A 22,052-nucleotide genomic window follows, 5' to 3' on the forward strand; every position below is an offset into this window, starting at 1 on the left:
GGGTCTCCTTCAAGGGGTTGCAGCCGGAGCATCTGCCATCGGCGGCTGGAAACGGCGCAGGCGCAGCGCGTTGCCCAGCACGAACACGCTGGACAGGGCCATTGCACCGGCCGCGAACACCGGCGACAGCAGCACGCCCCAGACCGGGTACAGCACGCCGGCCGCCACTGGAATCAGCGCCGTGTTGTAGGCGAAGGCCCAGAACAGGTTCTGCCGGATGTTGCCCAGCGTCGCCTTGGACAGCGCGATGGCGTTCGGCACGCCCTGCAGGTTGCCGGACATCAGCACCACATCAGCCGACTCCACCGCGATGTCGGTGCCGGTGCCGATGGCCAGGCCGACATCGGCCTCGGCCAGCGCCGGCGCATCGTTGATGCCGTCACCAACGAAAGCGACGTGGCCGTGCGTGGCTCTCAAACGGCGGACCGCGTCGACCTTGCCTTCCGGCAGCACCTCGGCCACGACTTCATCGATACCCAACTGGCGCGCGATCGCCCGCGCGGTGCCGGCATTGTCACCGGTGATCATCGCCACCTTCAGGCCCAGCTGGTGCAACGCTGCAATCGCCGCCGGCGTACTCGGCTTGATCGGATCGGACACTGCGATGATCGCCGCAAGGCGTCCATCGATGGCCGCATACATCGGCGACTTGCCCTGCGTGCCAAGTTCCGCCGCCAATGCTGCGAATGCAGTGATGTCCACACCAAGATCGCGCATGAAGCGATCAGCACCGACCTCCACGCGCGCACCATCAACGTGGGCACGTACGCCCATGCCGGTGACCGACTCGAAGTCGGCCATCGCGTGCAGCGCGATGCCCTGCCCGGTCGCCGCATCTACAATGGCACGGGCAATCGGGTGCTCCGAGCGTGACTCCACTGCCGCCACCGCTGCCAGCACGGTGCTTCGATCAAAACCTTCGGCGATCTCCAGATCGGTCAGGCGCGGACGCCCTTCGGTCAGCGTGCCGGTCTTGTCCACCGCCACCACCTGCGCATCCTTCAGCAACTGCAGCGCTTCACCCTTGCGGAACAGCACGCCCATCTCGGCGCCACGGCCGGTACCGACCATGATCGAGGTCGGCGTGGCCAGTCCCATCGCGCAGGGGCAGGCGATGATCAGTACCGCTACGGCATTGACCAGTGCGAAGCTCAGCGCCGGCGACGGGCCGAAGACCCACCAGACCACGAAGGTCGCCAGCGCGGCCAGCATCACCGCCGGCACGAACCACAGCGTGACCTTGTCGGCCACCGCCTGGATCGGCAGCTTCGAGCCCTGCGCCTGCTCGACCATGCGGATGATCTGCGCCAGCAGGGTCTGCGCGCCTACCGCCGTGGCCCGCACGGTCAGCGCACCCTTCTGGTTGACGGTACCGCCGACCACGCTGCTGCCCGGCTGCTTCTCGACCGGGATCGGCTCGCCGCTGATCATCGACTCGTCGATGTAACTGCGGCCCTCGACCACCTCGCCATCGACCGGCACACGCTCGCCCGGGCGTACCTCCACCACGTCGCCACTCATCACTTCATCGACCGGGATATCGACCGCGCGGCCGTCACGGATCACATGCGCGACCTTGGCCTGCAGGTTGACCAGGCGCTTGATCGCCTCGGACGTCCGGCCCTTGGCGCGTGCTTCAAGGAAACGGCCGAGCAGGATCAGCGCAACGATCACCGCCGCGGCTTCGTAGTAGACGTTCACCGTACCGGCCGGCAGCAGCCTCGGCGCGAAAGTTGCCACCACCGAATAGCCGAATGCCGCGGCGGTGCCCACCGCCACCAGCGAGTTCATGTCAGGCGCACGCCGCAGCAGCGCCGGGAACCCCTTCTGGTAGAAACGGCGGCCGGGAATGGCCAGCACCAGCAGGGTCAGTACGAACTGCAGGTACCAGCTGGCCTGCATGCCGACGGTGGACATCACCCAGCCGTGCATGCCGGGGATCAGGTGCGAGCCCATCTCCAGCACGAACACCGGCAGTGCCAGCGCGGTCGCCACGATCAGGTCGCGCTTCAACTCGGCGCGCTCGGCGTCCTTCTTCTCTGCGACCTCATCGTCCGGCCGCACGCCCGCCTCGATCACGCGTGCGGCATAGCCGGCCTTGTCGATGGCGGCGATCAGCGCTGCAACATCGGCCACGCCACGCACCGTAGCGCGTTCGGTGGCCAGGTTCACGCTGGCTTCGCTGACGCCGGGCACCGCGCGCAGCGCGCGCTCGACACGACCGACGCAGGACGCGCAGGTCATGCCCTCCACCGACAGTTCGAGGGTGGCGGCAGGCACGTCGTAGCCCACCCGCTCCACCGCCTGGATCAGCGCCGCGCGATCGACCGGGCCGGACGCGCGGATATCCGCACGTTCGGTGGCCAGGTTGACCGAGACGCTGCCCACGCCCTCGACCTTGGACAGTGCCGCTTCGACCCGGCCCACGCAGCTGGCGCAGGTCATGCCCTCGATGGGCAGGCTGATGGTGGGCAGGCTGGCGGGAGCGGCGGTGGCGCGGGGCGTGTTCATGATCGGATTCCCGTGGATTCCTTCTGGATGCGGACAGGCTAAACCTTGCCATCGTGGGAAGGTCAAATCCAGCCTGTCCGCATTTCCTGAATGGGCACCCGGTTGTCCATATCCACGCATGGCGTGGATCTACCAACGCCCGGTAGCGCCGGGCCATGCCAGGCGCCACAAGGCCCGGCGCACCGATATCGTGCTCAGAAGGTGAACACATACTCCAGTGCGAACTCGCGGCCAACCGCGCCGAGCAGGCGGGTCGGGGCGAAGTCATAGTCCAGCTTGTACGGGTCCTTGTGGTTCCAGCTGGCCGAGTTGAACGCGTTGTTGACGTAGACATTGACCTTGGCGTGCTCGGTCACCTGATAGCCCACGTTGAAGTTCCAGGTGATGAACGGTCCGACCCGCCCGAAGTAGCGCGAGGTCTGCTGGCCGGCATTGGGGTTCGGGTTCACCGAACCATCCGGCAGCCGTGCCGGCTCCAGGCAGTTCAGCGACGGGCTGTCACTGGGCACGTAGCCATCGGCGAACGGCAGGCAGCCACCGGGGTTGTCGAGGCGGTCGGTACCCCAGTGGTAGCGCACGCCCGGCACCGAACCGATGCGGTCGGCATAGACGTTGGCGTTCCAGTTGCCATGCTGCCAGGCCAGGCTCGCACGCAGCTTGCTGCGCAGGTCGCGGTCGCGGCGTTCCGGGTTCGGATCGTTTGCGTAGCGCTGTTCCTTGGTCGAGAGCTGGTTGGTGTAGTTCACGCCCAGCTGGAAGCTGCCCCACTGCGCGGTCTCCAGGCGGTAGCGCGCGGTCAGGTCGATGCCGCGCACCTCGCGGCTGGCGAGGTTGAACGGACCGCGCTCGATCGACACCAGGCGCCCGTTGCCGTCACGGTTCACGCGCGCCAGGATGCCGGCGCAGTATTCGCCGCCGGCCGGATTTGCCCACGGCGTGCCGTCCATGTTCTTGCCGGTCAGGCAGCCGGCCTCGCTGGCCAACACTTCGTCGGCACCGACGTCGACGATCATGTCTTCCAGCTTGATCGCCCAGTAGTCCGCCGTGACCGACAGGTTCGGCAGCACGTCCCAGACGAAACCGACCGTCCACGAATCGCCGGTCTCCGAGCGCAGCAGCGGTGTGCCACGCCGGTTCACATCAAACGTGTACCAGACGTCAGTGTTGCCCACGCCGCAGTTGTTGACCAGGTAAGCACCGCTCTGGATGCAGCGCAGGCGGTCATAGGTCTGCACTTCGGAGCTGCTCGGCTGGCCCAGCAGGTAATGCATGTCCGGCGCGTGGAAACTGGTGGCATACGAGCCGCGCACCAGCAGCGATTCCACCGGGCGCCACTCCAGCCCGACGTTCCAGGTGGTTTCCTTCTGGCTGCCGATGTTCAGCGCTTCGCTGCGGTCGTCGGCCTTGTAATTGCCATAACGGTCGTAGCGCGCGGCCGCCGTGGCGGTCACGCTGTCCAGCAGCGGGATCTTGAACTCAAGGCCAGCGGAGTAGCGGGTGCGCTCGCCGCCACCGCGATCGACGTTCTGCAGGTCGAAGTCGATGCCGGCCCGTGGATCGGGGCTGAGGTGATATCCCTGCTGCGCGACTTCAGCCACCGCCGCGAACGAGATCGGACCGGCCCAGCCCTGGAACAGCTCGCCGGTGATATCCGCCGACGCCTGGTTGACCCACGATGACGCGCGATTCTTCGCCACCGTGCCCATCTGCCAGTACTGCTCCGGCGTCAGCGGGTTCCACCAGCGCGACTCGTTCAATGCGTAGATCGCCTCGCCATCGGCGGTGGTGCCCAGGCGCGGGCCGAGGAAGTAGTCGTACGACTTCTGCTTGTCGACCACGTTCTGCCGTTCTTCCACGCGGTAATAGGAACGCCCCACCGTGGCACTCCAGTCAAAGCGGTCGGCCAGGCGCCCGCGCAGGCCCGCGCTCCAGTCCCAGGACAGTTCGCGGTTGGTGTTGCGCAGCGTATCCAGGCCACCCACTTCGTTCGGGGTGAACTGGCGCACGCCGAGGATCGGGCGGTTGCGGTTCGCATCCCAGTAATAGCCGTTGTCATCGTCGATCAGCGACACGCCGGGCGGATTGGTGCCCCAGATCGCCTCGGAGCGATACACCGCCAGGTTGGTCCAGGCCTGCAGGTCATTGCTGAAATCGAAGGTGGCGTACAGGTTGCCGGATACATTCTCGGCACCGCCCGTGAGCAGCCAGTTGGCGTAGTCGGCGCTCATGCCGCACAGCCGGCCGGTATTGCTGATGGTGTTGGCAGCGTAGTTGTAGACCAGGCGATCGGCGGTGTAGTACTCGCCGTTGAATTTCTCGCAGGTGCCCGCGGGCGGCGCCAGGCGCTGGCCGGTGGTGGGATCGATCAATGCCAGGCCCGCGGTGGGGCGGAAGCCGACCTTGCGCTGCTCCATGTTCCAGGACGGATACGGCGCATCATCGGCGTCATCCATCTGCGGCCGGTCACGGCCGAACAATGGATCGCGCTTGGTGTACTGCAGCGCGTAGGTCACGCTCCAGGTGTCGCCGGTCTTGCCACCGGCCCAGGACAGGTCCCAGGTATCGCGCCCGCCTTCGGTGGAGGTACCACCACGCACGCGCACTTCGTCGCCGTCGTAGTTGGTCTTCAGGATGACGTTGACCACGCCGGCAATCGCATCCGAGCCGTAGATGGCCGAGGCGCCACCGGTCAGCACTTCGATACGCTCGACGGCGGCCGCCGGAATATTGCCGTAGTTGGAGAAGTTGGTTTCACCACCATAGGGCAGCGGGTAGTCGGCCACGCGACGGCCGTTGACCAGCAGCAGCGAGCGGTTCGGGCCCATCCCGCGCAGGTTCAGGCCGCTGGCATTGGGCGTGTGCGAGCCCCACTGCGAAGCCGCTTCCACCGTACCGGTTGCTTCGGTAAGGGTCTTCAGCGCGTCATACACGCTGACGAAGCCTTCCTTCTGGATCTGCGCGGCGGTGATCACGTTGACCGGCGCCGGGCCTTCGACGCTGGCGCGCTTGATGCGCGAGCCGGTAACGGTGACCGCGTCGAGATCCTTGGTGGACGAACTGGTGGCTTCCTGCGCACTGGCCGCCAGCGGCAACAGGGCCAGGAGCAGGGCCTGGGACAGCAGGTGACGACGCTTGCGGACGATCTGAGCCATGGGTGGTTGCTCTTCGAAAGTGTGGACGCACGGACGGGTGGTGGCGCGGCACTGCGACGGATCCAGGCGCCTGAATCGGTTCAAGACCGATGCGGCGCCTCCCCTGTGGATCGATCCAAACTAAAGCACAGCTGAACCATGGCCGGCATGCGGCGACGCAGCAACAGCCGGCGTAATGCCGCTATCGGGCGCAGGTATCAAGAAGAATCAAAGGGTTGCGAAACATCGCTGAGAGGACGACGCACGAACTGGTGACACGAGTGCGACAGAAGCGCGCGGAACGGATTTGCCCGTCGACGGCCTGCATCCGGGGTCGGATCGCCTCGCAGAGGGGCTCTGACCCGATTGCGCCGGGTGGGGTCAGAGCCCTTCCGCGAAGGGATCCGACCCCGGGCTTGCGATCAGGCGTCCAGCGCCTTGCGCAATGCCGCCACCGTGGCCGTGCTGGTCTGGCTCCAGTCCGGGTCCAGGCCGCGCAGCGCCGGATTATGGAACTGCATCGCCGAGCGCCGCAGGCCCTTGGCCGAGGCGTGCAGTTCGGTACAACCGGTCTGCCGTGCGACGGTTGCGATGTTGCCCGGTGCCAATCCGGCGCCGGCCATCACCGCGATACGCCCCGCCGCCTGGGTGACCAGGCCCGCCAGCACCTCGGCGCCGGCTTCGGCGCTGACCTGGCCGCCCGAGGTCAACACGCGCTGGCAACCCAGCCCGATCACCTGTTCCAACGCCGACGGCAGATCGCGGGCGGCATCAAAGGCGCGATGGAACGTCACCTGCAGCGGCCCGGCGGCCTGCACCAGTTCACGGCACAGGGCCAGGTCGATGTTGCCCTGCACATCCAGCGCGCCAATCACCACACCATCGCAGCCCAGCGCGCGGCACTGCGCGATGTCCCGCAGCATCAGTTCGGTTTCCAACGCGTCGTAATGGAAGTCGCCCGGGCGTGGCCGCACCAGCACGAACAACGGGATCGACACACGTTCGCGGGCGATCGCGATGCTCGCAAACGACGGTGTGGTACCGCCCTCGGCCAGGTTGTCAAACAGTTCGATGCGGTCGGCACCGCCGGCCTGCGCCGCCAGCGCCGAGGCCACCGAGTTGCTGGCGATCTCCAGGCTGAGGCGCGTGCTCACGCCTGCGTACTCGTGTAGATCGATGGCGAATCGCGCAGGTCGTCCTGGCGCTGCGCATCGCACACCGCGTAGACGAAGCCGCGGTGCAGTGCGTAAGCGCCCACCTCGCCCTGCTTGTTCATGGCCAGGAAGCACACCTGCAGTGTCTTGCTCGCTTCGGGGCGCTTGCGCACCACGCGGTCGATCGCTTCGCGGCAGGCTTGCGCCGGTGAGCGCCCCTGGCGCATCAACTCGACCACCAGGAACGAGGCGGCGTTGCGGATCATCTCCTCGCCCACGCCCGAGGCAGTGGCCGCGCCCACTTCGTTGTCGACGTACAGGCCGGCACCGATGATCGGACTGTCGCCAACGCGACCGTGCAGTTTCCACGCCATGCCGCTGGTGGTGCAGGCACCGGCCAGATGGCCGTTGGCATCCAGCGCCAACATGCCGATGGTGTCGTGGTTGTCGCTGTTGCCGGGAATACCGCGGCGTTCGGCGTTGATCTGCGGCTGGTACTTCTCGGTCTTCAGCCACTCGCGCCAGGCGGCTTCAGCCTGCGGCGTCAGCAGGTGCCTGCGCTCGAAACCCTGCTGCACCGCGAACTGCTGCGCGCCCTCGCCCACCAGCAGCACGTGCGGGCTGTTCTCCATCACTTTGCGCGCCACCGATACCGGATGCAGGATGTCGACCAGCGCGGCCACCGCACCGCAGCTGCCATCGCCGTCCATGATGCTGGCATCCAGGCTCAGCACGCCGTCGCGATCCGGGTTGCCGCAATGGCCGACGGTGGGGTTGCACAGTTCGCTCTCGGCCCAGCGGGCGCCCGCTTCAACGGCGTCCAGCGCGCTGCCACCCCGTGCCAGCACCTTCCATGCGGCCTGGTTGGCCGGCACGCCGAAGTCCCAGGTGGAGACCACCTTGGCCCCACCCTGCGTGCGCGCCTGCACGCCCGGCAATGCCGCCATGCCTGCGGCCAGTGCACCGGCCTGCAGGAACTGCCTGCGATCCACCATCTTCCCCTCCCAGTCTGCAACGCGTGGCCGGCCCGATGCCGGCCCAGCCGATCAATCGTGCGCGGGCTGCCGCGCGGCGTGCCAGACCGCTGCACCGAGCACGCCCAGCTGGCCGTGCTCCACCCGCCATACCGGCACCTGGCGCAGCACCTCGGTCAGCACGCCCTTGTTGAGGAAGCGCTCGCGGAAGCGGCCATCGGCCAGAAAATCCTGCACATGCGTGGAAATACCGCCGGCCAGGTAGACCGAGCGCGCGCCGACGGCGATCGCCGCGTCGCCCGCCAGGCTGCCCAGCCAGGCGCAGAACACCTGCAGCGTCTCCACCGCCAGCGCATCCTCGCCACTGCGGGCGGCGCCGATCAATGCCTCGGTGCTGGTCCACACTGGCGTGACGCCGCGCAGTTCGCACAGGCACGGATACAGGTTCATCAGGCCGCTGCCGGACAGTACGCGTTCGTTGTCCACGTGTGGCCAGCGCTGCAGCAGCTTGCCCAGCACCTGCAGTTCCAGCGCATTGCCGGCGCCGAGCGCCGCGTGGCCGATCTCGCTGGGCAGCACCGGGCGCTCACCATCGGCGAAGCGCAGCGCGGCACCCAGTCCGGTGCCGGCGCCCAGTACCAGTGCAGGGAACGCCTGCGCCGGATCGGCGTCGCCGTTCAAGGGCACCAGGGTATCGGCCTGCAGGTAAGGAATGGCCAGCGCCACCGCTTCGAAATCATTGATCAGCTGCAGCTCGTGCAGCCCGGACTGCGCGCGGGTGGCCGACAGCGACACCGTCCACGGCAGGTTGGCATTGATCAGCACATCGCCATCCAGCAGGCCGGCGATGGCGACCACCGCGGTCTGCACCGGCTGGCCGAGACCTGCGGTGAAGTCGGCCAGGATCGCCGCCAGGCTCGGGTGGTCGGCACAGGCATAGGTGCGGTAACCGCCCAACCGCGGCGGCTGCCCTGGCAGCGTCTCGGCCAGGGCCAGGCGCGCGAACGTGCCGCCGACATCGGCAACAACCAGATTGCGCGGAAGACCGCCGCGGGCGGAGTCGGTGGAAACCGGGGACGCTGCTGCGATGGTCACGCTGGCCTGCTTGGATCGATTGAATCGCCCCGATTCTCAGGCATCGGGGCGGCTTTGCCTAGCGCGCGGGTGGTTCAGGTTGGCCTACATGCCTTCCTGCTCGGCCACCTGCACACCGTCCACCAGCACCCGCAGGCGCTGCGGGCGGAAACCAGCGAACAGCAGCGGCCGGGTGCGCTCGACCAGCACTTCATGGCCGGCAATGTGGCGCAGCCACGACTGTACCAGCGAGAACGAGAAATGCGTGCCCGGGTGCCACGGATGCTGCACCCACACCTTCTCGGTGGCGCTCTGCAGCAGCATCGCGCCGGTGAACCAATGGCGGCTGAGGGTGACCGGCGTAGTGCCGGCCATGAAGCGGATATCCATGCGGGGTCCTTTCGCTGGAGCGGCACTGCCGCGGATCAGGGCTGGGCAGTCTGCAGGCTGTAGCTGGTGGTGGCGGTGAACACTGCACCGTCGGGCTGGGTGGAGCGCACCTCGACCTTGTGGCTGCCCACGGCCAGATCGGTCGGCAGCGCGCCCCGCCATAGGTGGGGCGACGCGGTGGCCTCCGGCGAGCGGTCATAGCCACGCAGCGTGCCGGCCAGGTCGTCGGCGACGTTCTCCACCATCAGCCGCGGATCGGGCTGGCTGACCTGCTTCATCGGCTGCCAGGCACCGCCATCGACGCGGTACTCGACCACGCTGGCATCCTCACCCATGTAGACATTGGCGTAGATGCCCCACGCCGGGTAGGCGCCCTGGCGCAGTACCTTCGGTGCATGCAGGCCGATCTGCTCGCTGGCCGGCTTGCCGGCCACGCGGTACTGCAGGCGATAGCTGCCGTTGCCTGCGACGTCGAGCAGCGCATAGCCCTTCGGCGTGCCATCGCTCATGGTGCTGTCCGGTACCCCGGCGGCATTCTTCACCCCCGACCAGAATGCACCGCAGTTGGCACCGACGTTGTATTCGTGCAGCGGCTTGTCGCCGTTCCAGCCTTCGGCCTTGCCGTGGTAGACGTGTTGCTGGGTGTGGCTGTGGCCGCTCAGCACCAGCACGTTGCGGAAGTCCTTGAGCAGGTCGAACAGGCGCTGGCGGTCGGCGTGGCGGAAGGTCTCGCGGCCTGGCGCCGCATCGAACAGCGGGATGTGCACGCCCAGCACCAGCAGGCGGTCCTTGTGCAGGCCCTTCAGGTAGCCGGCGAGGAAGGCGAACTGGTCTTCGCGCAGGCCGCCGACGTACTTCGGCTTGGCCTTGGGGTCGTACACCACGTCGTCGAGGAACACGAAACTGGCGCCGCCCTCTTCCACCGCATAGGTGTCCGGGCCATAGATGTTGCGCCAGCTGTCCAGCGAGTGCGCGTCGCTGTCCGCATCGAAATCGAGGTCGTGGTTGCCCGGCACATGGAACCACGGCACGCCCAGCGATGTGGTGACCTTGTTGATCGCCGGGTACAGGGTCAGGTCGTCGTTGACGATGTCGCCCAGCGTGGTGCCCATGCGCGCCTTGGTCTGGCCAACCAGCGGGGCCACGATCGACTGCTGGTAGTAGCCGATGTCCTTCAGGCTGGCGGTCTGCGAATCGGTGAACACCAGCATCTGGAAGCCGCGACGGCTGTCATGGCGGTCCGCCTGCAGGGCGAAATCCCAGTTGCGGGCGACATCGCTGGTGGCGGCGATGCCGCCGTACTTCAGCGCCGGCGAGCCGTTCGGGCGATAGTGCCGCCAGAACGACGGCAGGCCATCGGCCGCCTTCGGGAAGGCATAGGCATCGGGCTTGATCACGAACACGGTCTGGCCATCGCGCACCGGCAGGCTGTAGCTGCCGTCGGCGGCGGTCTTGACGATGGTTTCGCCGTTGGAGACCTGCACCCCGGCCAGGCCCGGATCGGTCGCACCGCGCCCGGGCTTGCCATCGCGCTCCAGATAGACCTTGCCGCTGACCACGGTATCCGCGGCCCAGGCCGGCGAGGTCAACAACAGGCAGCACAGCCAGGCGGCAGGCAGTTTCATGCGACGGTCCGGGAAAGAAAGACCGCCTATTGTAGATTCCGTTGATGACATCGCGCACGCGGTGGCGCATTGCCGGTAGTGCCGGCCGCTGGCCGGCAACCTCATGATCGTCGGGCATCGGATGGTTGCCGGCCAGCGGCCGGCACTACCACACCTCAACGATGGCGCTTTTCCAGCAATGCGCGCGCATCGTCCAGCGACAGCCCGCGCGCGCGCAGCAGCACGAGCAGGTGATACAGCAGGTCCGAGGCCTCGCCCAACAACGCCTCGTCATCCTGCGCCACCGCCGCCAATGCCGTCTCCACGCCCTCCTCGCCCACCTTCTGCGCGATGCGGCGGATGCCGCCCTCAAACAGGCTCGTCGTGTAGCTTCCCGGCGGGCGCTGCGCCTCGCGCATCGCCACCAGCTGGTTCAGCCCGCCGAGGAAATCCTTCGGCGCACCATCGAAACAACTCTCGGCACCGGTATGGCAGGTCGGGCCCGCCGGGCGTGCCATCACCAGCAGCGTATCGGCGTCGCAGTCGACACTGATCGACTGCACCACCAGCACGTTGCCGGACTGCTCGCCCTTGGTCCACAAGCGCTCCTTGCTGCGGCTGAAAAAGGTCATGTGACCGATCGCCAGCGTGGCTGCCAGCGATTCGGCGCTCACATAGCCCAGCATCAGCACCTGCAGGGTATCGGCATCCTGCACCACCGCCGGCAGCAGGCCCTCGCCCTTGCCCCAGTCCAGCGCCTGCAACGCGTCCGGTGACGGCCTCACTTCAATAGACATCCCGCACCTCGATCTGCTGTCCGCGCAGGTAGCGCTTCAATTCCGGAATGGCGATGGCGCCGCTGTGGAACACGCTGGCCGCCAACGCGCCGTCGACGTCGGCCTGGTCGAAGGCCTCGGCGAAGTGCTCCATCGCACCGGCGCCGCCGGAGGCAATCAGCGGCACCTGGCACAGCGCCCGCGCCTGCTGCAGCTGCGCGACATCGTAGCCACGGCGCACGCCGTCGCTGTCCATGCAGTTCAGCACGATCTCACCTGCGCCACGGCGCTGCGCCTCGACAATCCAGTCCAGAGTGCGCAACGGCACCGCCTGGGTCTTGTCCGGATCGCCGCTGAAGCGGCGCACCCGCCATTGCCCATCGGCCTCGCGTACCGAGTCGACACCGACCACCACGCACTGCACGCCGAACTCGTCCGCCAACTCGGTGATCAGCTCCGGGCGGCCCAGCGCCGGCGAGTTGATCGATACCTTGTCGGCACCGGCAAACAGCACGCGGCGCGCCGTCTCGACGCTGTCGATGCCACCGGCTACGCAGAACGGAATGTCGATCAGGCGCGCGATGCGCTCGATCCAGGCCACATCCACCGAGCGCGCCTCGGGACTGGCGCCGATGTCATAGAACACCAGCTCATCGGCGCCCTGGTCACGGTAGCGCTGCGCCAGCTCGGCGATGTCGCCCATGTCGATGTGATCGCGGAACCGAACACCCTTGACCACGCGGCCATCGCGCACGTCCAGGCAGGGAATGATGCGGCGGCTCAGCATGCCAATGCCTCCGCCAGGTCCATGCGCTGCTCCAGCAAGGCCTTGCCGAGGATGGCGCCGCCGCAGCCAGCATCACGTGCCTCGCCGACATCGGCCACGTCGCGGATTCCACCGGACGCCTGCACCGCCACGCCCGGCAGCAGCGCCGAAAGGTGCGCGTACAACCCGATGTTGGGCCCGGCCAGCATGCCGTCGCGGGCGATATCGGTGCACAGTAGGTGGCGCATGCCGGCACGTGCATAGCGCTGGGCCAGGTCATCCAGGGTCACCCCGGCGTTCTCGGTCCAGCCGTGCACCGGCAGCTGCCACTGGCCCTGGGCATCCTGGCGGGCGTCCAGCGCAATCGTGATGCGCTCGGCGCCGAACTCATCGAGCCATCCGACCACCTCATCGGGGCGGCGTACTGCCAGCGAACCGACCACCACGCGACCGGCGCCCGCGTCGAGAATGCGGGCCACGTCGTCGCGGCCACGCACGCCCCCGCCGGTCTGCACCTGCAGCGTCGTCTGCGCGCGGATCGCCGCCAGCAACGGCGCCAGGGTATAGCCACCGGCACGCGCCGCATCCAGGTCGACCAGGTGCATCCACTGCGCGCCCTGCGCGGCGAAGGCCTGCGCGCGCGGCAATGGATCATCGCCATACGAGGTTTCCTGCGCATAGTCGCCCTGGCGCAGCCGCACCACGCGGCCATCACGGATATCCAGCGCGGGGTAAACGATGAAGCTCATGCAGCAGTGCCCTCAAGGAAGTTGCGCAGCATCAGCGAACCGGTTTCGCCCGAGCGCTCGGGGTGGAACTGCGCGCCGTAATAGCGCCCCTGCTCCACCACCGCAGTGAACAGGCCCCCGTGGTCGCAGGCGGCGACGGTATGGGTGTTGAGTGGCGCGGCATAGCTGTGCACGAAGTAGGCGCTGGCCCGCTCCGGCACGCCCTGCAGCAGCAGCGATTCGCGCAGCGGCAGCAGGCGGTTCCAGCCCATGTGCGGCACGCGGATGCCACAGGCCGGCACCAGCTTGCGCACCACCCCGGGAATCAGCCCGAGTGTCTCCACGCCCGCTTCCTCGGAACGCTCGAACAGCAGCTGCATGCCCAGGCAAATGCCCAGCAGCGGCACTTCCAGGCGCTGCAACGGCTCAACCAGCCCCTGCGCATGCAGGCGCTGCATGCCCGGGCCTGCGGCGCCGACGCCCGGCAGGATCACCCGCCGCGCGCCGACCAGGCCATCGGCATCGCGTACCAGCCGCACCCGCGCGCCCAGGCGTTCCAGTGCGTAGCGCACCGAGCCCAGGTTGGCACCGCCGGCATCGATCAACGCGACGTCGGTCACAACGCCCCCTTGGTGGTCGGCAGTGCCGTGCCCTGCCGGGCCAGCGCCGGACGCAATGCGCGCGCCAAGGCCTTGAAGCAGGCCTCCACCTTGTGGTGGTCGTTGTCGCCGCGTACCTGCAGGTTGAGATTCAAACCGCTGGCGTCGCACAGCGAACGGAAGAAGTGCGGCACCAGCTCGGTCGGCATGTCACCCACCCGCTCGCGCTTGAACTCGCCCTCGAACACGAAGTACGGGCGGCCGCTGAAATCCAGCGCGGCACTGGCCAGGGTCTCGTCCATCGGCAGGGTGAAGCCGTAGCGGCCGATGCCGCGCTTGTCGCCCAGCGCCTCGCGCAGGGCCTGGCCCAGCGCCAGCCCGGTGTCCTCGATGGTGTGGTGCTCGTCGATATGGAGGTCGCCCTCGGCCTGGATGTCGAGCGCGAAACCCCCGTGCTTGCCGATCTGTTCCAGCATGTGGTCGAAGAACGGCAGGCCGGTGTCGATGCGTGCATCACCGGCACGGTCCAGGTCCAATTCGACGCGGATCTTCGTCTCTTTGGTGTTGCGCTGGACCACCGCGGTACGCGGCGCATCGGCCAGCGCATGGGCGATGCCCGGCCAGTCCCACTCGCCGCCGAACTGCGCGGTGCGCAGCTGGAAACCACGGATATTGAGGTTGTCGGCGAACTGCAGGTCGGTGATGCGGTCGCCGACCATGCCCGAGCGCGCCCAGTCGATGCTGCGGTCCTGCAGGTAGGCGGTCATCAGGCCGATGCCCGGCTTGCGGGTCGGCGCATTGTCCTGCGGCCAGCTGCAGTCGATCAGCACGTCACGGAAACGGATGCCCTGGCTCTCGAAGATCTGCAGCATCAGATCGTTGGGGCCATCGAAGCTGGCGCGCGGGTAGCTGTCGCTGCCGAGGCCGTCCTGGTTGGTGACAATCACGAACTGGTAGCCAGCGTCGCGCAGCTTCAGCAGCGCCGGGATCACCTGCGGCACGAAGCGCAGCTTCTCGTAAGCGTCGATCTGGAAGTCGGCCGGCTCCTCGATGAGGGTGCCGTCGCGGTCGATGAACAGGATCGGGGTCATGCTGCGGCCCTCCGTGCCGACAGGGCCGCAAGCACGCGGTCATTCTCTTCAGGGCTGCCGATGCTGATCCGCAGCGCATCACCCAGCTGCGGCGCGGCGCGCTGGTCGCGTACCACCAGGCCTGCAGCCAGCAGCGTGTCGAACGCCGCCTGGGCATCGGTGAAGCGGACCAGCAGGTAGTTGCCGGCCGAAACATACACCCGGCGCACGCCAGGCAGGCCGACCAGCGCAGCGCGCAGGCGTTCGCGCTCGGCGATGACCGTGGCCACGCGCTCGGCGGTGCGTGCCAGCGCGGCCGGCTGCAGGGCCTGCACGGCCAGTTCCGCGCACGGGGTCGGCACCGGGTATGGTGCCTGGCAGCGACGCAGCACGGCGATCAGCTCCGGGGCGGCGATCAGCGTTCCAATGCGGGCGGCCGCGAGCGCGTGTGCCTTCGACAGCGTGCGCAGCACCGCCAGGTTGGCGTGAGCCGGCAGCAACGTGGTCGCCGACGGGCGCTGCGCGTACTCGGCATAGGCCTCGTCCACCACCACCAGTGCCTGCCCGCGCAACGCAACTGCCACACGTTCGATGTCGTCCAGGGCAATGTCACTGCCGGCGGGGTTCGACGGCGCGCACAGGAACACCAGCGTGGCATTGCGCGCCTTGGCGGCGTCGATCACCGCATCCAGATCGGCGCGCAGGCCATCCTCGCTGTCCAGCAGCGGCACCTCAATCAGTGCAGCCCCCTGCAGGCGTGCGCAGACTGCATACATGCCGAACACCGGCGGCGTGACCAGCACGCCATCGCGACCCGGAACGCACAAGGCGCGCACCAGCAGATCGATGGCTTCGTCACTGCCACGCCCGACCAGCAGCTGCTGCGGCGTCACGCCGTAGAGCGCTGCCAGGCCCTCACGCAACGCCAGCGGCTGCGGTTCCGGATAGCGCCGGCTGCTGCCTGCAGCATCGGCGGGATTGGCCCAGGCCGACTCGTTGGCGTTCAACCACACCTCGCCCTGCACGGCCGTACTGCGCGCCGAGCTGTATCCGGCGAACGCTTGCAGATCCGGGCGGACCAGGGCCAGCACCTCATCGATAGCCGCGTTCATGCCGCCGCCTCCATGCGCAGGGCCACTGCACGCTCGTGCGCGTCCAGGCCTTCGGCGCTGGCGATGATGCGCGCGCATCCGCCGATCGCCGCCAGGCCGGCAGCGCTGGCGCTCTGCACGCTGATCAGGTTCTGGAAGCTGGCCACGCTGACGCCGCTGTAGGCGCGCGCGGCACCGGCGGTGGGCAGCACGTGGTTGGTACCGCTGCAATAGTCGCCCAGTGCTTCAGGGGTGTAATCGCCCAGGAACACCGAGCCGGCCGCCTGCACCTGGCCCAGCCAGTCGCGCGGCTCGCGCAGGGCCAGGATCAGGTGTTCGGGCGCATAACGATTGCTGATCGCGAAGGCCTCGTCCAGCGTCTCGACCTGGATCAGCCGCGACGCCGACAATGCCTGGCGCGCAATCTGCTGGCGCGGCAGCAGGGCCAGCTGGCGTTCTACTTCCGCTTCCACGGCGGCCAGCATCGCCGCGTCGTCGGTCAGCAGCAGCACCTGCGAATCCGGGCCGTGCTCGGCCTGCGACAACAGATCGGCAGCGACGAACGCCGGGGTGGCGCCGGCATCAGCAATCACCAGTACTTCCGATGGGCCCGCCGGCATGTCGATGGCGGCGGCGCCGTCCTGCGCGACCTGCTGCTTGGCTTCGGTGACGAAGCTGTTACCCGGCCCGAACAGCTTGTCGCAGGCCGGGATGGTGGCGGTGCCATAGGCCATCGCGGCGATCGCCTGCGCGCCGCCCAGCTTGAACACGCGCTGCACGCCGGTCAGGCGGGCGGCTACCAGCACCGCCGGATCGGCGCTGCCATCGGCACGCGGCGGCGTGCACAGCACCACCTGCGGGCAACCGGCCAGCTGTGCCGGCACGCCCAGCATCAGTGCCGTGGACGGCAGCGGCGCGCTGCCCGCCGGTACATACAGGCCGACCCGGCCGATCGGCCGCAGCATGCGTTCACAGACCACACCCGGCGCGGTTTCCACGGCATAGGCCTGGCCCATTCCGGCGGCGTGGAAGCGCGTGATGCGCTCAGCAGCGTCCACCATGGCCTGCCGCAGTTCGGCAGGGACGGCGGCTTCGGCCGCAGCGAACTCGGCCTCGTTCACTTCAAAGGACGGCAGCGCGACACCATCGAAGCGTGCGGTGATCGCACGCAGTGCATCGTCACCCTGGGCACGCACTTGCTCGATCAGTGCGGCCACGGCCTCGCGGGTCTGCTGCGCCACGGTCTGCACCGGGCGGGTCAATGCCGCGCGGCGCGCGGGCTCATCAAGTCGGGACCAGATCAGACGATTCATGCCAGCGACCGCTCCACGCTCAACACCATCAGGCCCTGCGCACCGGCCCGCTCGAGTTCTTCCATGCGCTGCCAGCTCAGCGGCCCCGGGCACATGGTCTGCAGGCGCAGTGCACCGCCATCGGCCGGCAACCGCACCAGCGGTTCCGCATCGGCCAGCAACTGCGCCAGTGCGTCGACGCGATCCTCGCTGGCGCGGAACATCAGCAGCTTGCGGTCCTGGCGCTGCACCACGCCGTCGAGGCGGCGCAGCAGCATCGCGCGCAGCGATGCACGGGCATCATCCGGCACGCGCACTGCACCGGCCAGCACCGCCTCACTATCGAGCAGGTTGTGCACCGGGGTCAGCTGGTTGGCGCGCAGCGTGGCGCCGCTGGAAACCAGGTCGCAGATCAGGTCGGCGGTGCCCAGCCGCGGGGCGATCTCCACCGAGCCGGACAGCTCGACCACCTGCGCGTCCACGCCCTGCTCTGCCAGCCACTGCGTGAGGATGGCCGGGTAGCTGGTGGCGATGCGGGTACCGGCCAGCTGCGACGGGCCCTGCCACTGCCAGTCCTCGGGCACTGCCAGCATCAGGCGGCACTGGCCGAAACCCAGCCCGCGCAACGCCTGGTACGCGTCCGGCAGTCCGACCCGGCGGCGCGCCGCGGCCTGCTCGTCCAGCTCATTGCGGCCGACGATGCCGAGGTCGCAGACGCCATCGGCGATCAGGCCGGGGATGTCGTCGTCGCGCACCAGCAGCAGGTCCACCGGCAACGATTCGCCGTAGCAGAACAGCTTGTCGCGGCTCTCGCGCCAGCTCAGGCCGCAGGCGCTGAGCAGGTTGCGGGCGGGTTCGGCCAGCCGGCCACTCTTCTGGATGGCGATACGCAGCCGGTCTCGTGCCGGCGCTGCCTGGGTTGCACTCATGGGGGAGGTCTCGAAAGTCGGATCGGGCGCGGGTCAGCGCGAAGCAAGGCGGTCGATGGCGGCGGCATAGCCTCGATGGCCATGCTCAAGCGTGCGTGCCACCCGTCCGGTGGTGGTCACGCTGACGCCGGTGCGCTCGTGGATCTCACGGTACGGCACGCCCTGCTGCAGCAGCGGCACCACCTTCCAGCGGTCGGCCATGGCTTCCAGCTCGGCCGGGGTACACAGGTCACGCAGGAACGCCTCGACCTGCTCCGGCTCGCGCAGCGCGGCAAAGGCCTGGGCCAAGGCTTGCAGGTCGGCCTTCGGGTCTTTGGCGGCAATCTCAGGGCGGGCTTTCACGTGGTCGTATCCATGCATCAATGTAATAGCGCGTTAGTACATTAACGCATTCTTGCGCAGTGCGTCAAACCCGTTCGAGGGGTCAGATCCGTTTTCCTGCGGAAAACGGATCTGACCCCGGATTCAATTCGATATCTGACAGATTTCATCCACGCATGGCGTGGATCTACCGTGTCGACCAAGGTCGACACCTACCAACTGCCATCGGAATCTGTCAGAGGTGGGGCGGTGTCGGAGTGCGGGGTGTCCGCGGCATGGATGCCGCGGCCAAGCCCCCATGGACGGGTTTACGGCGTCCCCGCACTCCGACACCGCCCCGCCATCCCACGGAATGCAAGCTTTTGCCGTTGCCGTTGCCGTTGCCGTTGCCGTTGCCGTTGAGGTTGCCGGCCAGCGGCCGGCACTACCAGGGGTGCAGGGCGCAGCCCTGCCGATACCCTCACTCCGCCGGGCAATAGGCCTTGATGGCCGCGTTGGCCAACCCCTTCTGCGCCGCGCGCTGCTCCGCGGTCAACGCGGTATCGGGCTTGCCGTCGCCATCGGTGTCCTGCATCACCTGGCCCGGCCCGTCCAGCAGGGCCAGGTTGGCGCGGGCGGTGCTGCACTGCTCCGGTACCGGCGCGGCCGGGGTCTCGGCGCTGGCCGCGGCCTGTGGGCTGCGGGCCTGCTCTCGGGTCTCGAATTTCTTGCCCGCCGGCGGGGTCTCCGAGTACTGGGTCACGCCATTGGCGTCCTTCCACTTGTAGACCGGACCGGCCACGGCGTGGGCACTGGCCAACAACAGCAGGCATCCAAGGCAGGACAGGGCACGCATGGCAAACTCCGCAGAATGGGCGTAGAACGCCGATTGCAGCATTGGCACCGAGCACTGGCAAGTCGATTAAACTGGATTCCATGGACCCGATCACACCGCCGCCGCGTTCGCGCACGATTTACCTGCTGCCCAACCTGTTCACCACGGCCGGGCTGTTTGCCGGCTTCTACGCGATCATCGCCGCGGCCAACGGGGATTTCGTCAACGCCAGCATCGCCGTCTTCGTGGCGGCGGTGATGGATGGCCTGGACGGGCGCGTGGCGCGCCTGACCGGCACCAGCAGTGAATTCGGCGTGCAGTACGACTCGCTGGCCGACCTGGTCAGCTTCGGCATGGCCCCGGCGCTGGTGATGTACCACTGGTCGCTGTCGTGGCTGAAGTTCGACGACCCGCTGCTCGGCCGCGTCGGCTGGGCGGTCGCTTTCCTGTATGCCGCCTGCGCGGCGCTGCGCCTGGCCCGCTTCAACACCCAGGTGGCGGTGGTCGACAAGCGCTGGTTCGTCGGCCTGGCCAGCCCGGCCGCGGCGGGCCTGATGATGTCCTTTGTCTGGGCCTTCGCCGATGGCAACCTGGGCTGGGATGGCAACCAGCTGCGCTACGTGGCGCTGGCGGTGACGATTGTCGCGGCGCTGCTGATGGTCAGCCGCATCCGCTTCTGGAGCTTCAAGGGCGGTGCCGCCAAGGGCGGACGTTCCGACCGCGTGCCGTTCCTGGTCTTGGCGCTGGTGCCGGTGGCGATCGCCATCGCGGTCATCGACCTGCCGCGCGTGCTGTTCGCGGTGGGCATCCTGTACGCCCTGTCGGGCCCGGTGATGTGGGCCGTGCAGCGCCTGCGCAAGAAGCCCGAGGCCGCGTGAGCCAGGACCTGCCCGTGCTGTGGTCTCCGGCCCAGCAGGCCTGGCTGCAGGCCATGGGCTACACCGTCTACCACGATGGCCAGCTGGCCGCCGAGCTGGACGCCGCGCTGCAGCTGAGCGTGGCCGACGCCGAGGCGGCGGCGCCGCCGCCGACCGAACCGACGCGGGCAAGCGCCGCAGCTTCGTCAGGCGAACGCCGCGCCGAGGCGGTGCCGTCGCCCGGTCTTCAACGCCCGGCGCCGCCACGCCGTGAAACGCCGGTCAACGCACCCGATACCGCGCCAGCATCGGCGCGTCCGCTGCCGGTCGGGAATGCACGGCAGCCGGTGGTGCGCCTGCCGGACCGCCTGCAGATCGCCCTGCTGCGTGCGTCCGGCTGCAATCCCAATGATCCTTCCACGCAGGCGCTGATGGACAGTTGGCCGCTGGACCGGCTGCGCCGTGATCCGGCCGCCAAGCGTGCGCTGTGGCCGCAGCTGCGTGCGCTGCGCAAGCGGGGTGTGGCATGAGCGCGGTGCGCCAACCCGGTGCGGTCAACCTGCGCGCATTGCGCGAGGCTGACCTCAACGTGGTGATGGAAATCGAGGTGCGCGGCTATCCGTTCCCGTGGACGCGCGGCATCTTCGTTGACTGCCTGCGCGCCGGTTATCCGGGCCTGGCGATGGAGCGTGACGGCCAGCTGATCGGCTACGGCGTGCTCAGCATCGCCGCCGATGAGGCGCATGTGCTGAACATCTGCATCGACCCGTCGACGCAGTCGCGTGGGCTCGGCCGCCAGTTGCTGCGTGCGCTGGTGCAACTGGCCGGTGACCGCGGCGCGCAGCGCGTGTTCCTGGAAGTGCGGCCGTCCAATACGCCGGCGCTGGCGCTGTACCACAGCGAGGGCTTCAACGAGATCGGGCGCCGCCCGCGTTATTACCCGGCGGCGCACGGCCGCGAGGATGCGCTGGTAATGGCGATCGAGCTGGTCGACGACGACCTGCAGGCGATGCCACCGCTGTAGCAGGGCAGGGTTGCCGGCCAGCGGCCGGCACTACCGATGAATCAGTAGGTGCCAACCTTGGTTGGCACGCTCTGCTCACGCCAACCGCAACGCCAGCACCCCACCGACGATGAGCGACGCCGCCAGCCAGCGCGCGCGTGGTATCCGTTCGCGCAGCAGGAATACCGAGATCAGCAGCGCGAACAGGATGGAGGATTCGCGCAGCGCCGAGACCATCGCCACCGGGGCCTGGGTCATCGCCCACAGCGCCATCGCATACGAGGCGGTGGTGCCAACGCCGCCGGCCAGGCCCAGCGGCCAGTGCTGGCGCGCATAGGCCAGCACCGCACCCCGCCGGGTGGACAGCGCCCACAACGGCAGTGGAATGCCCGACAGCAGGAACAACCACAGCGTGTAGCTGAGCGCACTGCCGGACTGGCGCGCACCCTGCGCATCGACCAGCGTGTAGGTGGCGATCATCGCCGCGGTCAGCAGTGGCAGGCCGAGCTGGCCACCACGTGCGCCCAGTGCCATGCACAGGATGCCGGTGCTCACCAGCACCACGCCCAGCCACGCTGCCGCCGGCAGCGATTCGCCCAGCAGGGTGCTGGCCAGTGCGACCAGGATCGGCGCGCTGCCCCGCATCAGTGGGTAGGCCAGGCTCATGTCGACCTGCTGATAACAGCGCGCGACCAGCCTGTAGTAGGTCACCTGCAGCAGCACCGACGCGCCCAGCCACGGCCAGCTGTGCGCGGCAGGGAAGGGCAGGAACGGCAACGCGGCGGCCGACAGCAGCGCGGCGCTGCCGGTGACCAGTACTGTGCCGAGGAACTTGTCCGGCCCGCGCTTGACGATCGCATTCCAGCTGGCATGCAGTGCCGCAGCAGCGAGAACCAGCAGGAAGATGGACAGAGGCATCAGGCGATGATGCCATGCCGGGGAAATGGAAACCCCGGGGGAAACCCGGG

21 protein-coding genes are annotated in these 22,052 nt (G+C 68.2%); 3 read left to right on the forward strand and 18 right to left on the reverse strand.

Features of this window, described 5'->3' with window-relative positions:
* Positions 1-9: 9 nt before the first annotated feature.
* The 17 genes from ACMZPQ_RS17400 to ACMZPQ_RS17480 all read right to left on the reverse strand — a co-directional run bounded on the left by ACMZPQ_RS17400 (position 10) and on the right by ACMZPQ_RS17480 (position 19,245).
* Complete coding sequence (locus ACMZPQ_RS17400; protein ID WP_197580868.1) at positions 10-2,511, reverse strand: heavy metal translocating P-type ATPase; 2,502 nt, start codon at positions 2,509-2,511, stop codon at positions 10-12.
* Between the two features lie 194 nt (positions 2,512-2,705).
* Complete coding sequence (locus ACMZPQ_RS17405; RefSeq protein ID WP_197580867.1) at positions 2,706-5,663, reverse strand: TonB-dependent receptor domain-containing protein; 2,958 nt, start codon at positions 5,661-5,663, stop codon at positions 2,706-2,708.
* Between the two features lie 401 nt (positions 5,664-6,064).
* Positions 6,065-6,796: a copper homeostasis protein CutC gene (locus ACMZPQ_RS17410; RefSeq protein ID WP_197580866.1), complete on the reverse strand. Its 732-nt coding sequence runs from the start codon at positions 6,794-6,796 to the stop codon at positions 6,065-6,067.
* A complete protein-coding gene (locus ACMZPQ_RS17415) occupies positions 6,793-7,791 on the reverse strand; it encodes a glycosylasparaginase (protein WP_312645614.1) in 999 nt (332 codons plus the stop codon). Before ACMZPQ_RS17415 ends, ACMZPQ_RS17410 begins: the two co-directional genes overlap by 4 nt.
* Before the next feature lie 51 nt (positions 7,792-7,842).
* Positions 7,843-8,865: a glucokinase gene (locus tag ACMZPQ_RS17420; RefSeq protein WP_197580864.1), complete on the reverse strand. Its 1,023-nt coding sequence runs from the start codon at positions 8,863-8,865 to the stop codon at positions 7,843-7,845.
* Positions 8,866-8,949: 84 nt separating this feature from the next.
* Positions 8,950-9,234, reverse strand: a complete 285-nt coding sequence (locus tag ACMZPQ_RS17425; RefSeq protein ID WP_006436871.1) for a hypothetical protein — start codon at positions 9,232-9,234, stop codon at positions 8,950-8,952.
* A 35-nt stretch (positions 9,235-9,269) separates the two neighbouring features.
* Positions 9,270-10,859 carry a calcineurin-like phosphoesterase C-terminal domain-containing protein gene (locus ACMZPQ_RS17430; RefSeq protein ID WP_197580863.1) on the reverse strand — a complete coding sequence of 530 codons (1,590 nt, stop codon included), beginning with the start codon at positions 10,857-10,859 and terminating at the stop codon, positions 9,270-9,272.
* A gap of 155 nt (positions 10,860-11,014) precedes the next feature.
* Positions 11,015-11,635, reverse strand: a complete 621-nt coding sequence (gene hisIE, locus ACMZPQ_RS17435; protein ID WP_197580862.1) for a bifunctional phosphoribosyl-AMP cyclohydrolase/phosphoribosyl-ATP diphosphatase HisIE — start codon at positions 11,633-11,635, stop codon at positions 11,015-11,017.
* On the reverse strand, positions 11,625-12,401 hold the full coding sequence (gene hisF, locus ACMZPQ_RS17440) for an imidazole glycerol phosphate synthase subunit HisF (RefSeq protein ID WP_197580861.1): 777 nt from the start codon (positions 12,399-12,401) through the stop codon (positions 11,625-11,627). The genes hisIE and hisF overlap by 11 nt, the downstream gene beginning before the upstream one ends.
* Positions 12,395-13,129: a 1-(5-phosphoribosyl)-5-[(5-phosphoribosylamino)methylideneamino]imidazole-4-carboxamide isomerase gene (hisA, locus tag ACMZPQ_RS17445; protein WP_197580860.1), complete on the reverse strand. Its 735-nt coding sequence runs from the start codon at positions 13,127-13,129 to the stop codon at positions 12,395-12,397. Before hisA ends, hisF begins: the two co-directional genes overlap by 7 nt.
* A complete protein-coding gene (gene hisH / locus ACMZPQ_RS17450; protein WP_197580859.1) occupies positions 13,126-13,728 on the reverse strand; it encodes an imidazole glycerol phosphate synthase subunit HisH in 603 nt (200 codons plus the stop codon). Before hisH ends, hisA begins: the two co-directional genes overlap by 4 nt.
* Positions 13,725-14,798, reverse strand: a complete 1,074-nt coding sequence (gene hisB / locus ACMZPQ_RS17455; RefSeq protein ID WP_197580858.1) for a bifunctional histidinol-phosphatase/imidazoleglycerol-phosphate dehydratase HisB — start codon at positions 14,796-14,798, stop codon at positions 13,725-13,727. The genes hisH and hisB overlap by 4 nt, the downstream gene beginning before the upstream one ends.
* A complete protein-coding gene (hisC, locus tag ACMZPQ_RS17460; RefSeq protein ID WP_197580857.1) occupies positions 14,795-15,889 on the reverse strand; it encodes a histidinol-phosphate transaminase in 1,095 nt (364 codons plus the stop codon). The genes hisB and hisC overlap by 4 nt, the downstream gene beginning before the upstream one ends.
* On the reverse strand, positions 15,886-17,181 hold the full coding sequence (gene hisD, locus ACMZPQ_RS17465; RefSeq protein WP_197580856.1) for a histidinol dehydrogenase: 1,296 nt from the start codon (positions 17,179-17,181) through the stop codon (positions 15,886-15,888). The genes hisC and hisD overlap by 4 nt, the downstream gene beginning before the upstream one ends.
* Positions 17,178-18,089 carry an ATP phosphoribosyltransferase gene (gene hisG / locus ACMZPQ_RS17470; RefSeq protein WP_197580855.1) on the reverse strand — a complete coding sequence of 304 codons (912 nt, stop codon included), beginning with the start codon at positions 18,087-18,089 and terminating at the stop codon, positions 17,178-17,180. Before hisG ends, hisD begins: the two co-directional genes overlap by 4 nt.
* Positions 18,090-18,122: 33 nt before the next feature.
* Positions 18,123-18,431 (reverse strand): YerC/YecD family TrpR-related protein, encoded by a 309-nt coding sequence (locus tag ACMZPQ_RS17475; RefSeq protein ID WP_008267046.1) that lies wholly within the window; start codon positions 18,429-18,431, stop codon positions 18,123-18,125.
* 439 nt (positions 18,432-18,870) lie between these two features.
* On the reverse strand, positions 18,871-19,245 hold the full coding sequence (locus ACMZPQ_RS17480; protein ID WP_197584436.1) for a DUF4124 domain-containing protein: 375 nt from the start codon (positions 19,243-19,245) through the stop codon (positions 18,871-18,873).
* 80 nt (positions 19,246-19,325) lie between these two features.
* Here ACMZPQ_RS17480 and pssA point away from each other — a divergent pair, with 80 nt between their 5' ends.
* The 3 genes from pssA to rimI are packed head-to-tail and all read left to right on the forward strand — an operon-like array spanning position 19,326 to position 21,105.
* Positions 19,326-20,102 (forward strand): CDP-diacylglycerol--serine O-phosphatidyltransferase, encoded by a 777-nt coding sequence (gene pssA / locus ACMZPQ_RS17485; RefSeq protein ID WP_046983850.1) that lies wholly within the window; start codon positions 19,326-19,328, stop codon positions 20,100-20,102.
* On the forward strand, positions 20,099-20,611 hold the full coding sequence (locus ACMZPQ_RS17490) for a hypothetical protein (RefSeq protein ID WP_197584438.1): 513 nt from the start codon (positions 20,099-20,101) through the stop codon (positions 20,609-20,611). The genes pssA and ACMZPQ_RS17490 overlap by 4 nt, the downstream gene beginning before the upstream one ends.
* Complete coding sequence (rimI, locus tag ACMZPQ_RS17495) at positions 20,608-21,105, forward strand: ribosomal protein S18-alanine N-acetyltransferase (protein WP_197584440.1); 498 nt, start codon at positions 20,608-20,610, stop codon at positions 21,103-21,105. The genes ACMZPQ_RS17490 and rimI overlap by 4 nt, the downstream gene beginning before the upstream one ends.
* A gap of 75 nt (positions 21,106-21,180) precedes the next feature.
* On the opposite strand, the gene ACMZPQ_RS17500 is transcribed toward rimI, so the two are convergent.
* Complete coding sequence (locus ACMZPQ_RS17500) at positions 21,181-22,002, reverse strand: EamA family transporter (RefSeq protein WP_197584442.1); 822 nt, start codon at positions 22,000-22,002, stop codon at positions 21,181-21,183.
* Positions 22,003-22,052: the final 50 nt, after the last annotated feature.

Source organism: Stenotrophomonas maltophilia (assembly GCF_047497515.2).
Classification (GTDB): Bacteria; Pseudomonadota; Gammaproteobacteria; order Xanthomonadales; family Xanthomonadaceae; genus Stenotrophomonas.

Coding starts and splice junctions, on each gene's coding strand:
- ACMZPQ_RS17400 (WP_197580868.1), bottom strand. CDS start 2,511: ATGAACACGCCCCGCGCCACCGCCGCTCCCGCCAGCCTGCCCACCATC.
- ACMZPQ_RS17405 (WP_197580867.1), bottom strand. CDS start 5,663: ATGGCTCAGATCGTCCGCAAGCGTCGTCACCTGCTGTCCCAGGCCCTG.
- ACMZPQ_RS17415 (WP_312645614.1), bottom strand. CDS start 7,791: ATGGTGGATCGCAGGCAGTTCCTGCAGGCCGGTGCACTGGCCGCAGGC.
- ACMZPQ_RS17425 (WP_006436871.1), bottom strand. CDS start 9,234: ATGGATATCCGCTTCATGGCCGGCACTACGCCGGTCACCCTCAGCCGC.
- ACMZPQ_RS17430 (WP_197580863.1), bottom strand. CDS start 10,859: ATGAAACTGCCTGCCGCCTGGCTGTGCTGCCTGTTGTTGACCTCGCCG.
- hisIE (WP_197580862.1), bottom strand. CDS start 11,635: ATGTCTATTGAAGTGAGGCCGTCACCGGACGCGTTGCAGGCGCTGGAC.
- hisF (WP_197580861.1), bottom strand. CDS start 12,401: ATGCTGAGCCGCCGCATCATTCCCTGCCTGGACGTGCGCGATGGCCGC.
- hisA (WP_197580860.1), bottom strand. CDS start 13,129: ATGAGCTTCATCGTTTACCCCGCGCTGGATATCCGTGATGGCCGCGTG.
- hisB (WP_197580858.1), bottom strand. CDS start 14,798: ATGACCCCGATCCTGTTCATCGACCGCGACGGCACCCTCATCGAGGAG.
- hisC (WP_197580857.1), bottom strand. CDS start 15,889: ATGAACGCGGCTATCGATGAGGTGCTGGCCCTGGTCCGCCCGGATCTG.
- hisD (WP_197580856.1), bottom strand. CDS start 17,181: ATGAATCGTCTGATCTGGTCCCGACTTGATGAGCCCGCGCGCCGCGCG.
- hisG (WP_197580855.1), bottom strand. CDS start 18,089: ATGAGTGCAACCCAGGCAGCGCCGGCACGAGACCGGCTGCGTATCGCC.
- ACMZPQ_RS17480 (WP_197584436.1), bottom strand. CDS start 19,245: ATGCGTGCCCTGTCCTGCCTTGGATGCCTGCTGTTGTTGGCCAGTGCC.
- pssA (WP_046983850.1), top strand. CDS start 19,326: ATGGACCCGATCACACCGCCGCCGCGTTCGCGCACGATTTACCTGCTG.
- rimI (WP_197584440.1), top strand. CDS start 20,608: ATGAGCGCGGTGCGCCAACCCGGTGCGGTCAACCTGCGCGCATTGCGC.
- ACMZPQ_RS17500 (WP_197584442.1), bottom strand. CDS start 22,002: ATGCCTCTGTCCATCTTCCTGCTGGTTCTCGCTGCTGCGGCACTGCAT.